The following is an 11,792-nucleotide window of genomic DNA, read 5'->3' on the forward strand; positions in this document are numbered from 1 at the left end:
AAAAAGCCTCATAATAGTAATATTATGAGGCTTTTTTATTGAAATTAAAAACGAATTTTTAATACAATTCTTTAATTTTTCTAAGCTTTGAAGTCCAAACTTTTAAATCTTCTTTATGCTTTTTTATATTGGTATGTACTTCTTTTACCAACGGGTTGTCATCATCTACATTAGTGAAAAACTGTAAGTTGTTTTCTAGTTGATTAATTTGCCCTTTTACTTCATCAATTCTTTTTCTAATAAAATTACGTTCGTTGTCTAGATTTCTGGTATCGTTCGGGTCAACTAAACTATCTAGTTTGTTTTCATACTTAATCATTTCAGCTTCCGTTTTGTCAACTTTTAATTTGGTTAACAAGCCATCAATAGATTTTTGAAATTTACCATCAATATAGCGTTTGTCGTTTGGCACTCGACCAATAGTTTGCCACTCTTTAATTTTTTCCTTAACAAGTTCGATACCTTTCTCTTTGTCTTCAGGTAATTCTAAATCGTTTAAACTACTTATAAATTCGGTCTTTTTATTGTAGGCATCAACTTGTTCTTGGCTCGCTGCATTTCTGCTGGCATGAATTCTATCAAAATAATGATTACAAGCTGCTTTAAATTGTTTCCAGATTTTATCGCTATTTTTTCTTGGTACATGACCAATTTTTTTCCAGTCGCTTTGAATCTTTTTCATTAAAGGCGTAGTGGCTTCAAAATCTTCACTTTCCTTATTGTCTTCAGCAATTTTAATTAAATCTAATTTTAACTGTAAATTTTTATATTGATCTTTTTTAAGATTTTTATAAAATGCATTTTTTTGTCTGTTAAACCTGCGTACAGCATCTTTAAATTTTGCCCAAGTAGCCTCGTTTACCTTTATTGGCACTTTTCCTGCGTTAAAAAAAGCTTCTCTTAGCGTTTCAATTGCTTTGATTCTTTTTTGTAATGCATTATGTGAATTATTTTCTTCTTTGGCAATCTCTTCAATTTTAGCAATAATCTCTAGTTTGTGCGCTAGATTTTTCTCGTAAATCTTATCTATTTCTTTATAATAAACCTGACGCTTATCGTTAATAGTTTTTGTTGCAACTTTAAAACGCTCCCAAATACTTTCGCGATGTTCTCTAGAAACAGGTCCAAGCTCTTCCTTCCACATTTTGTGAAGTTCTTGCAACTCTCTAAACGCTCGCATAGCATCATCACTTTGTGCTAATTCTTCAGCACGCTCGATAATTAATAATTTCTTTTCTAGATTGTGTTTAAAATCTAAATCTCGTAAATCTCTATTAATATTTAAAAAATCGTAGAATATTTCCACATGGTGATGATAACTATTCCATGCATTATTGTATTTATCTCTAGGAATAGGTCCTGTATTTCTCCAGCGTTCTTGTAGTTCTTTAAAGTGTTTGTAGGTGGTGTTTATGTTTTCTTCAACATTTATAAGCCCCTTTAACTCTTCAATAATTTCAAGTTTATCTGCTAAATTTTGCTTTAAGTTCTTTTCTAAACTTTTATAGTGATCATTTACTTTTTTACGGTATTGTCTGTATGCTTCCTTGAATCTTTTTTGAACAGGTGAGGAGTAGTAAAAATCTATCTCGTTTCCACCATCATTTATAAAATCTTCTTTTTTCTCTTCAACTAAAGCTTCGAATTTTGTTTTAAATTCCGAATTTATACTATCTACATGAGATTTTATAGCTTGAACCTTTTCATTCTCTATAAGCTTTTCTAATTCAATAGCTAAAGCTTCTAACGACATGGTGTCGTATGCTTTTACCTCAATAGTATGACGGTCTTTATTGCCTTCATCTTCGGCATCTTCGGCATTGGAGTCTTCAATTTCATTTAAGACCTCGTCATGATCTTCTCCATCATTTTTTTCCGGCTCGGAAGTTTGCGGTTCAACTTCGGGAGCATCAGATGTTGCTTCTTCGTTGGTGTTATCGGTTAATGGAGTAGAATCGTTATTAGGTTTTAAAGCTTCGTTTCCGTCTACTTGTTCAGGTTTATTAATATCAGACATTATAAAAAATGTTAGGGTTCGTCAAAATTACTTTCGACATTAAAGATACTAACAAGTATAGTATTTACAAAGTAGTATTACCTGTTTATTTAAGTCCCCAAATAGACCAAGATTTTTCGGCCTGAAGCCTTAGCATATTTAGGCCATTTATAATGGTAGCATTATTTTGTTTCCCTAGGTTTAAGAACCTAGTTTCCTCTGGGTTATAGATTAAATCGAAAAGTATATGGTTTTTTGTAATTGCCTTATATGGAATGTTTGGGCAATCTTGAATGTTAGGGAAAGTACCTAGCGGCGTGCAATTTACAATGATTTGATGCTCTTCGATGTCCTGCTCTGTTAAGGTATCGTAGGAGAAAGTAACGCCATCTTTTAAATTTCGGGATACGTACTGGTATGAAATGCCCATTTCGTTTAATGAATAAGCAATAGCTTTACTAGCGCCTCCTGTACCTAAAATTAAAGCTTTTTTATGATGTAATTTTATAAAAGGTTTAATCGTGTTTTTAAAGCCATAACAATCTGTATTATAGCCAATTAATTTTCCTTTTTTTGTAATCCTGATGGTGTTTACGGCACCAATAGCCTTGGCTTTTTTATTTATTTTATCTAGAAAAGGCATAACCTGCTCTTTATAAGGAATGGTAACGTTCATGCCTTTTAAGCCTTCGGTTTCTTTAATTATTGAAGGAAATAAATCAATGTTCTTAATATCGAAATTTTCATAAGAAGTATCCTTGATATTTTCATTTTCAAATTTCTTTTTAAAATATGTTCTCGAGAAGGAGTAAGATATGTCTTTACCTAATAAACCTAATTTATTCATGTTGCTTTTCTTGTTTTTTGTCCGTACCATTCCAATGCCAAAACTATTACTATTCCGAGGAAAATAAAACCAATAGCATAATAAGTTTCTGTGTTTAAACTAGGAATGAAACGTTGGTAATTTTCAATTACCTTTTGTTGGGCAGAATCTAACAAAAAATGTCCTGATTCGTCTAATTTATAAATTGTTTTTTTCCAAGGCCATACAACACCTAGTGATCCTATAATGAATCCTAATATAGCCGAAAGAGTAATGCTTTTATAATGTTTTAGGATATAGCTTAACATATGCGAAAAGGTGACTAAACCTGTTACAGAACCTAAGGTGAAAACCACTAAAACTTTTAACATTCTAATACGTTCGGGATTATCAACAAAGCTAAAATCGCCGCTTATCATTTCGGTGAATGTATCGGATAATGCATTTACAGAATCTACTAAAAGCAATACATAATTTCCTAGAAGAATAAGAATAAAGGAGCCTGAAAATCCTGGTAAAGTCATTCCAGAAACGCTAATTATTCCACAGAAAAAAACAAACCACAGGTTGTCGTTCTCTTTCGCAGGGTTTAAAAAGCTAATACCCACACCAAGCAATATGCCAATAGCCAAGGAGGTGTAAGTTTTAAAATTCCAATCTTTAAAATCTTTATTTATATAATAAATCGACCCTATTATCATGCCAAAAAAGACACTCCAAATATAGAGTTCGTAGTGTTTTATTAGATAATCTAATATCTTGGAGATACTAAAATAACTAACAATCATACCTAGAAAAAGCAGACTTAAAAAGCGACCATTAATATATTTATAAAAGCTTTTAAAACGCCCGTTAAATAATAACTTAAAGGCTGTTTTGTTTACTTTTTTTAAGGAGTAGATAAACTCTTCGTAAAAACCAGCAACAAATGCCACAACACCACCAGAAACTCCAGGAACTTTATTGGCTGCTCCCATACCTAATCCTTTTAAGATTAGAAAAATTTTATCTGTTAGTGTTCTTGTGCTTTGCATTATTTTTTGGAGCCCACGCGTTCAAGAATAAAAATAGTTAAAAAGCCGAAAATCATTAATACTATGGCGTACAACATTTGATTTGCACCTTCAAAAGCTAACGGAGTTACGCTTTCCTGTAACAACGGAACTTCTATTCCTTTAGAATCTGTGTACCATGATAAGGTTTTTTTCCAAGGCCAAACTTTGTTTAACGATCCAAAAATAAACCCTGTTAATACAGCCAAAGTAATGTTGTGGTAATGTTTAAATAGCCATTTTAAAACATGGCTAAAACTTAGTAAACCTATTACAGCACCCCCAGTAAATATGATTATTTTTTTTACATCTAGGTCGTGTATGGCATTACTTAGTGTTTTGTATGCACCAAGTATTATTAATATAAAAGAACCGGAAATACCTGGTAATATCATAGCACAAATAGCAATAGCTCCAGCAATAAATAAAAACCAAGGATTTTCGTTAGTGCCTAAAGAGGGTAATTTACTTATGTAAAAGGCTATGGCAGCACCAATAATTAGTGCGACTATGGTACCTAAATTCCATTTTGTAATTTGCTTACCAACAAAATAGATACTGGCAACAATTAGTCCGAAAAAGAAAGACCATATTAAAACAGGATGGTATTCAAGTAAATATTTAGCAAGTTTCATAAAGGAAACAAAACTAATTATGATTCCTGTTAATAGTGCTAATAGAAAATTGCCATTTGCTTGTTTCCAAAAAGCCTTTAGTCCTTCGCTAAATAGAGTTTTAAAAAGAGCTCCGTTAACATTACTAATGCTAGATATAAGTTCTTCGTAAATTCCAGAAATAAAAGCGATTGTGCCTCCTGACACTCCAGGAACAGCATCTGCAGCTCCCATGGCTAATCCTTTAAAGGAGATTATAAGGTAATCTTTAAGGTTTCTTTGCATAATATTTTATCAGAAAACCAAAGGTATACAATTGGTTACTAAAAAAAAATTATTAGCACGAGATGAACGGCTTACTTTTCAATTTGTTTAAGGATATTTTTAACCAACAGTTTGTTGGATACCTTAGGGAAAAGTTCGTCAATAATAAAGGCATAATCTTTATTATGCTTTAAAGCATTTTTAAGGTGAAAAATACCTTTATCGTTTTCCATTAAAACAAAAAACAATCCTGCTAAACGGTATTCTAGTTCGGCATTTTCTGGGTAAAATTCTACAGCTTGTTCAAAATTTAAAATGGCAGCTTGTGGTTCCCCTAATTGAATTAATAAGTCGCCACGAGATAACCACGTATTAAGTTCGTAGTTTCCAAGCTCGATCGTTTTTTTATAACCACGTTCTGCTTCTTCATAAAAACTTAAACGGTGGTTTATTTGAGAATATAACTTCCAGTAGGTTACGTTTTCAGAATCAATATTTATAGCCTTATTAATAAAGAAAAGCGCTTTTTGATAGTTCCCTTTTTTATTGTAAAACTTAGTAATGGCAATCCAGCCTTTGTCTAATAACGGGTCTTCATGAACCGTTCTGTCATAATACTGAATGGCTAAATCGTCTTTATTTAATTTTTCATAACAGCTACCAATACGAAGTAAAGCGAAAGAAGTTGGGTCGTCTAACTTAAGTGTAATTGTATAGTTTGCTATGGCTTCATCAAAGCGTTTTAGCTCTTCTAAAACTTTGCCAAGTTCTAGATATGCGCCAACAAAAGTATCATCGGAAATTATAGCGAAATCAAAAGCAGTTAATGCTTTTTCAAATTCTTTTAAAGTAACATATTGCTTACCTAGCTGATGCCAACCTACTTCGCAGTATGGATTTTCATTTAAAAAATCATTTAAATAAGAAATAGCATCTTCGTTTTGGTTTAAAAACTCAAAACAATAAATGACATTGTATAATGCCGAATAATCATTAGGGTCCGTTTTCAAACATTTCATGAAATAGGTTTTAGCCTCTTCATAGTTGTCTAAAAATAAATACTCCATACCAATTAAAGAATATAAATCAACCAAATCTTCTGCTAATTTAGCGGCTTCTTTAAGAATTTTTATGGCCTGTTCATGATCGTCTTTTTTCGAAAAAATATTAGCTTTTTGAATGTATATTTCTTCGTTGCTGGGATCTATACTATATAATTCGTCTAGCAAATCGTCTGCTTCTTGTAGCTTATCTTCAAAAATGTAAATTTCTACTTTAAAAAGTCTTAAATTAATAGATGTTGGGTGCTGATCCAAACCAAGTTTAATTGCCTTTTTAGCTAGAGCAATTTTTCCTTGATTTAGGTAATGGTGAATAATATTTTCAAATTCTTCCGAGTCAAAAAACAAAACATGGTTTGTTTTTAACATCGATTCAAACTTGGTGATAGGCAAATTGTTGTTGTCATTATGACTAAACTCCATAAGCACATTTAAAAATTACTAGTATTATAAATTTAAGCTACTATTTCTTGATATAGGCCAGATTGTATAAATGTTTTTAACAAAGTAATGAACATTTATAGGATTTACGAGTGGTCTACGGATTTAACACTTGATAATCAATGTGTTATTTTGAAGTTGTTGATTGTTGAATTTCATCTAAAACTCCAAGTATTATCTGGCAACCTTCCTTAATTTCATCGTTCGAAATAGTTAGTGGAGGCGTTATTCTTACCGCTTTGGGTTCAAATAAAAGCCAAAATAATATTAAACCAAGCTTTTCAGATTTTAGAATTAATGCGTTTGTAATTTCGGCAGAAGGTGTTAAAAACGCTAGCATTAGTCCTTTTCCTCTAACCTCTTTTATTAATGGGTGGACTAATAGCTCTCTAAACAGCTTTTCTTTTTCAAGGGTGTCTGCTATTAAATTGCTTTCTGTGATTTCTTTAAGCGTGGCTAGGGCAGAAGCAGCAATAACGGGATGCCCGCCAAAAGTGGTAATGTGTCCTAGTTTTGGATTATCTTGAAGTAAGTCCATTAGTTTTCCCGATGCTGTAAAAGCACCAATTGGCATGCCGCCACCTAAACCTTTGCCAGTAACCAGAATATCGGGTACACAGTTGTAGTTTTCAAAACCGAAGAGCTTACCAGTACGACCAATTCCTGGTTGGATTTCGTCTAAAATTAACAAGGCTCCAACTTGTGTGCATCGAGCTCTAACTTTTTCTAAATAGTTAGGGTTAGGTTCAATAAACCCAGCGCCTCCTTGTATGGTTTCTAAAATTACACCAGCTGTTTTTGTAGTTATTTTATTTAAATCGGCTTCGTTATTAAAGTCAATAAATTTTACGTTTGGTAGTAGCGGTCTAAAAGCTTGTTTGCGTTCTTCAAAGCCCATAACACTCATGGCGCCCATAGTATTGCCATGATAGGCTTTGTTTGCGGCTATAATTTCGCTACGCCCAGTAGCGCGTTTAGCTAGCTTTAATGCACCTTCAATAGCCTCGGTTCCTGAGTTTGTTAGGTATGTTTTTTCTAATGATTTTGGTAAATGTTTAGCTAGTAATTTAGTGAGTTCTACGGCTGGTTTTTGAATATACTCACCGTAAACCATAACGTGTAAATAACGGTCTAACTGTTTTTTTATAGCCTCAATTACTTTAGGATGATTATGTCCTAAAGGACAAGCAGAAACACCAGCAACAAAGTCTAAATATGCTTTATTGTTGGTATCATAAATATATGAGCCATTAGCATGCGAAATCTCCATAGCTAATGGGTGCGGGGTGGTTTGTGCTTGGTATTTGATAAAATCAGATTTCATTTATCTACGTTAATTTATTCTGCTTTCTTTTTTTGAGGTAGTACTTTTTTTGGTAAATCGGTTAATTTCTTAATTGGTTTTGAGGATGAAACATTAATTAATCTAGCCCCCCAAGCGTATAATTCAGTATTAGGTTTAATACCAGTAATTAAGCACCTAAAGCTACTTCCATCATTTTCTTTCTCCGACTCTATATCGTATTCAACCCAGTTATTTGTTAGTTCTATATTTGCTTTTTTATAAACTGTAAAATCTTTTCCCGCTTCTTGAAAACCAATGATAACATTACCTTTTCCTTTTAGCCAAATAGAAAACTTAAAGTTTCCAGTTGCCTTATTTATAACTTGTATAAATTGTCCGTTTTTATTATTGATACTCACCAATTGTTCAGCATTGGTTTTACCATTTGGAGCTGTCATGATATTTTTTGTGACAGTTAAGTTGTTTTTTGTCCATGTGGTGTGGTCAAATTCATTTTCATGAAGAATTAAATTTTCTATTTTTTCTGCTTTAAATTTATACACTCGTCTTGATGCATTAATTCTTTCTTTTAAAGATTCGTCGAAAAAATCTTCTTGAGGAACATAATCTTCTAGCCCCTTAATAACGGGTAATTCCAATGCTGGGTCGTCTTTAAATAAATCGTCAACATTCCGTGGTCTTTCATCTTCTCGCCAATCAAAACCTTTTAATAATTTTTCTTTTTCGGAGAATCTTGATTCAGGAAATAAGTTTCCATCAATTTGATTAAACCTTGTATATTCATTTATATCACCTTCGGAAAATAAAATAGAAATACTTCCAGATTTAGATTTATCTATACCTATAAGTTCTTGTTTATCGTTTCTTGCATAAAAAATAGATTGTGCATTTTTTGTAACAACAACTTGATTTAATTCATTTTTATCATTAAATAATCCGACTAACCGTTTGCCATTTATTTGATTGTATCCGTTTTCGCTAATAGTATCTCGACTAATAACAAAGGCATTTTCAAAAACTAATAATGAGTCTATTTTTTCTGATTCTGGATTTGAAATTAAATGTATGGTATCTCCAGTCATTTGATTTCCTAAATTCCAAAGAATAGGTTTTCGTATTACTGAAAACTTATCGCCTTTAGAAAGACGTGGTATATTTAATAATTTGGTGACACCTGTTTTTTCATCCGAATGAATGGAATCTGCTTTTCCACTAAGGTCCGATTTAAAAATTTTGGCGTTATAGTAGGCATTAATAATTCGGTTTTCTGGTTTGCCAGTTATCATTATTTTATCGGCATGAATATATATAGAGTCATTTTCCTGAACGGTTGTAGCCAAAGCACGTTTGGTAATAAATAAAGAATCTTTTTCCCTAAATACCTCGGCGTAATGCCCCTTGGCAATACTTTTGTTTATTGTGTCTGTTATTTTTATATTGTTGGTGGCAGAGGCAAAACTTTTATTATTATCAAAATATAAACTATCGCCTTCAATGATTCTATCATCATAGTCGATTCTTGCTTTTTTAAGCGCATAACCTACTTTATTCTCAGTATCATAAAATCCTTTTTCACAATAAGTTTTGCTTTCTTCTGTAGTAATTGTTGATGGTCCAAAAAGATAGGCATAACCAGTGTCTGAATAAAAATCGAAGTAATCTGAATTTATAGTTGATTCTTCACTAACCAAAACAACATCTTCAACAAATTGATATTTTTTTTGATCCATGTAATACCTTCCAATTTTACTTGTAATGGTACCCGATGAATCTTTTACAACCGTTCCGCCGCTTCTGTAAAATGCCTGTTGTCTTGTGCGATCCATATATAGGGTGTCTGAAGTAATGGTGGAATTTGGGTCTGTCATTACCACATCGCCACTAGCAAACGCTAATTCTGTAATACCGCTGTACTCAATATACTTAGAAGTCATATTTATAGTATCGCCTTGTTTTAGCTTTACATTACCATAAGCTTCAATAAAGTTATCCTTACTGTAATGTATAGCCTTGTCGCACCACATATTTGCACCTCCATGTTCTATATGAACCTGTTGTGCATCATCTCGAGTTAAAATTTTAGCGCCAGGGTAATTTTCATCATCAATGGTTAATTTACCAGCGTATTCTATTTTAATTTTCTTTTTTTCTTGAGCACCTGTTATTGAAACAAAACCAATAAAAAGGGTAAAAAGTAAAAGGTGTAGTTTGTTCAAAGTTTAAATGATTTATAGCAAAAATAACGATAAATATGATGTTTAAGTATATTGAAACAAAAAACGCCTCAATAATTTTTGAAGCGTTTTTTTGTAATTAATATTTCGAAAAAATTATTTTCTAAAGATTGTTTGTTTTCTATCCGGTCCAACAGAAACTATTGTGATAGGAATTTCTAATTCTTTTTCTAAAAACTCAATATATGCGTTAAGTGCTTTTGGCATTTGAGACGCTTCAGACATTTCTGTTAAGTCCTCATTCCAACCACTAAAATCAGTGTATATAGGTTCTACGTTTTCAGGTTCAATATTATATGGTAAATGTTCAATAACTTCACCTTTATATTTATAAGCTGTGCACACTTTTAATGTTTTAAAACCAGAAAGTACATCGCCTTTCATCATCATTAATTGTGTAACACCGTTTACTTGACAAGCATATTTTAAGGCTACTAAATCTAACCATCCGCAACGTCTTGGGCGACCGGTAGTTGCTCCAAATTCGTTACCTACTTTAGCCATCATTGCGCCATCCTCATCAAATAACTCGGTAGGGAATGGGCCAGAACCTACACGTGTTGTGTATGCTTTAAAAATACCAAACACTTCGCCTATTTGATTTGGAGCGACACCCAAACCAGTACAAGCGCCGGCTGCAGTTGTGTTACTTGAAGTAACAAATGGGTAGGTTCCAAAATCGATATCTAGTAAAGATCCTTGAGCACCTTCGGCTAAAATAGTTTGTCCAGATTTTTGTGCTTGATAGATATATTCCTCCGAATCGATAAACTTTAAAGATTTTAAAACTTCAACAGCTTTAAAAAATTCGGTTTCTAATTCTTTTAAATCGTATTCAATTTCAACATTGTAAAAAGCAATCATAGACTCATGCTTATCTGCTAGAGCTCTATATTTGTCTTTCCAATCACTTAATTCTAAATCGCCAACACGAATACCGTTTCTACCAGTTTTATCCATGTATGTTGGACCAATACCTTTTAAAGTAGAACCAATTTTAGCTTTTCCTTTAGAGGTTTCACTCGCAGCATCAAGTAATCTATGAGTTGGTAAAATAATATGTGCCTTTCTAGAAATCATTAATGATTTTCTGTAGTCAACATTTTGTTCTTCTAATTTATCAAGTTCACCTTTAAAAATTACAGGATCTATAACTACGCCATTTCCAACAAGGTTGGTGGCTTCGTCATGAAAAATTCCTGAAGGAATGGTGTGTAATACATGTTTTTTTCCGTTAAAAACTAAGGTGTGTCCTGCGTTTGGTCCACCTTGAAAACGTGCAATAATATTGTAGTTAGAGGTAAGTACGTCAACAATTTTTCCTTTGCCTTCGTCTCCCCATTGTAGTCCAAGTAGTAAATCTACTGCCATCTTAAAAAATTAGTTATTAGTTGTTGATTTTCTATTTCCGTAAAAATAGAGCGAGTGGTTATTAATTTCTATATCGAAAACTTCTTCGATCGTTTTTTTTATGGATTGAATTCGAGGATCACAAAACTCAATAACTTCACCAGTATCGGTAAGAATAACATGATCATGCTGTCTATCAAAATAAGATTTCTCGTAGTGTGCCTGGTTTTTTCCAAATTGGTGTTTTCTTACCAATTTACAATCTAACAGTAACTCGATAGTATTATATAATGTAGCACGAGACACACGATACTTTTTGTTTTTCATGTTAAGATATAGGGATTCTATATCAAAATGCTCTTTGTTATTATAAATTTCTTGAAGTATAGCATAGCGTTCAGGTGTTTTGCGATGCCCGTTTGTTTCTAAAAAGCTAGTAAATACGCTTTTAACAATCTCTTGATTTTTCGAATCTATATTTTCATCCATAATTCATTGCAAATTTACACTTTTTTTATAGACTGTTTAGAATATGTTGATGGAATTTTATTAACTAATTTTATGTGTCTACAAGTTTGAAAACACAGGCGTAGCAAGGCTATGTAATAAAATATTAACAATATATATTCAAAAATGTGTTTAAACAAA

The 11,792-nt window shown here is 32.3% G+C and carries 9 protein-coding genes; all 9 read right to left on the bottom strand.

Features of this window, described 5'->3' with window-relative positions; translation table 11 throughout:
* Nucleotides 1-58: 58 nt before the first annotated feature.
* Nucleotides 59-2,017, bottom strand: coding sequence for a DUF349 domain-containing protein (locus tag HNQ90_RS14140; RefSeq protein ID WP_144117849.1), 1,959 nt, complete (start codon nucleotides 2,015-2,017; stop codon nucleotides 59-61).
* Between the two features lie 85 nt (nucleotides 2,018-2,102).
* Nucleotides 2,103-2,843, bottom strand: coding sequence for a shikimate dehydrogenase family protein (locus HNQ90_RS14145; protein WP_144117848.1), 741 nt, complete (start codon nucleotides 2,841-2,843; stop codon nucleotides 2,103-2,105).
* Nucleotides 2,840-3,856, bottom strand: a complete 1,017-nt coding sequence (locus HNQ90_RS14150; protein WP_144117847.1) for a DUF368 domain-containing protein — start codon at nucleotides 3,854-3,856, stop codon at nucleotides 2,840-2,842. The genes HNQ90_RS14145 and HNQ90_RS14150 overlap by 4 nt, the downstream gene beginning before the upstream one ends.
* Complete coding sequence (locus HNQ90_RS14155; protein ID WP_144117846.1) at nucleotides 3,856-4,773, bottom strand: polyprenyl-phosphate transporter; 918 nt, start codon at nucleotides 4,771-4,773, stop codon at nucleotides 3,856-3,858. The genes HNQ90_RS14150 and HNQ90_RS14155 overlap by 1 nt, the downstream gene beginning before the upstream one ends.
* A 71-nt stretch (nucleotides 4,774-4,844) precedes the next feature.
* A complete protein-coding gene (locus HNQ90_RS14160) occupies nucleotides 4,845-6,236 on the bottom strand; it encodes a tetratricopeptide repeat protein (protein WP_144117845.1) in 1,392 nt (463 codons plus the stop codon).
* A 145-nt stretch (nucleotides 6,237-6,381) separates the two neighbouring features.
* Nucleotides 6,382-7,578 carry an aspartate aminotransferase family protein gene (locus HNQ90_RS14165; protein ID WP_144117844.1) on the bottom strand — a complete coding sequence of 399 codons (1,197 nt, stop codon included), beginning with the start codon at nucleotides 7,576-7,578 and terminating at the stop codon, nucleotides 6,382-6,384.
* 14 nt (nucleotides 7,579-7,592) lie between these two features.
* The gene (locus HNQ90_RS14170) at nucleotides 7,593-9,776 is read right to left on the bottom strand and encodes an OstA-like protein (RefSeq protein ID WP_144117843.1); all 2,184 of its coding nucleotides are present in this window, start codon (nucleotides 9,774-9,776) and stop codon (nucleotides 7,593-7,595) included.
* A gap of 114 nt (nucleotides 9,777-9,890) precedes the next feature.
* On the bottom strand, nucleotides 9,891-11,165 hold the full coding sequence (locus tag HNQ90_RS14175) for an adenylosuccinate synthase (protein ID WP_144117842.1): 1,275 nt from the start codon (nucleotides 11,163-11,165) through the stop codon (nucleotides 9,891-9,893).
* Nucleotides 11,166-11,174: 9 nt separating this feature from the next.
* Nucleotides 11,175-11,633: a Fur family transcriptional regulator gene (locus HNQ90_RS14180; protein WP_144117841.1), complete on the bottom strand. Its 459-nt coding sequence runs from the start codon at nucleotides 11,631-11,633 to the stop codon at nucleotides 11,175-11,177.
* Nucleotides 11,634-11,792 lie beyond the last annotated feature (159 nt).

The sequence above is a fragment of the Algibacter amylolyticus genome (assembly GCF_014202225.1).
GTDB lineage: Bacteria > Bacteroidota > Bacteroidia > Flavobacteriales > Flavobacteriaceae > Algibacter_B > Algibacter_B amylolyticus.